This is a genomic window from Heliomicrobium gestii (assembly GCF_009877435.1).
GTDB lineage: Bacteria > Bacillota > Desulfitobacteriia > Heliobacteriales > Heliobacteriaceae > Heliomicrobium > Heliomicrobium gestii.
Genome location: NZ_WXEX01000047.1, coordinates 1 through 469, shown reverse-complemented (window position 1 = coordinate 469; position 469 = coordinate 1). Strand labels below are relative to the sequence as shown.

At 58.4% G+C, this 469-nt stretch carries 1 protein-coding gene; it reads left to right on the top strand.

From position 1 onward, the window contains the following. Positions 1-312, top strand: a 312-nt coding sequence (locus GTO89_RS16990) for a 2-hydroxyacyl-CoA dehydratase (protein ID WP_161263258.1), incomplete at its 5' end; no start/stop codon positions are given. Positions 313-469 lie beyond the last annotated feature (157 nt).

Genomic DNA, 469 nt, shown 5'->3' with positions numbered 1-469 from the left:
CTTCGCAAAACGAACAGCCGGTACTTTCGCGATCAGATTCAGGCATTGGAACGGCTGGCTGGCGAAACGACTGCCGATACCCTGCTTGCTGCGATCCAGCAGTGCAATGAGGTGCAGCGCTATAGCGTGCAAAAGCTCCGCGAGACACTGTTCAGCCTCCAGATGAACGCAACGCCCAACCACCCATCCCCCGCTGCGACGGTCGCTTCGACCACCGAAGTCCTCGCAGCGACCGCTCGGCTGAAGCATTTGCAAGGCCAAGCCGCCCGGCGAGAGATTGGCGACTATACCCGTTGCCTCAAAGGAGCATGACCATGCGCGCAGGCCGACAACTGGATGACCTATTGCAACAATGCCATTTTCACCAGCGCAGCGAACAGCTTGCGCCCATGGCCAACGAAGCCGCAACCGCGGATCTTCCTTATCTGGCATTTCTCGAACAGGTGCTGGTTTCCGAAATCGATGCCCA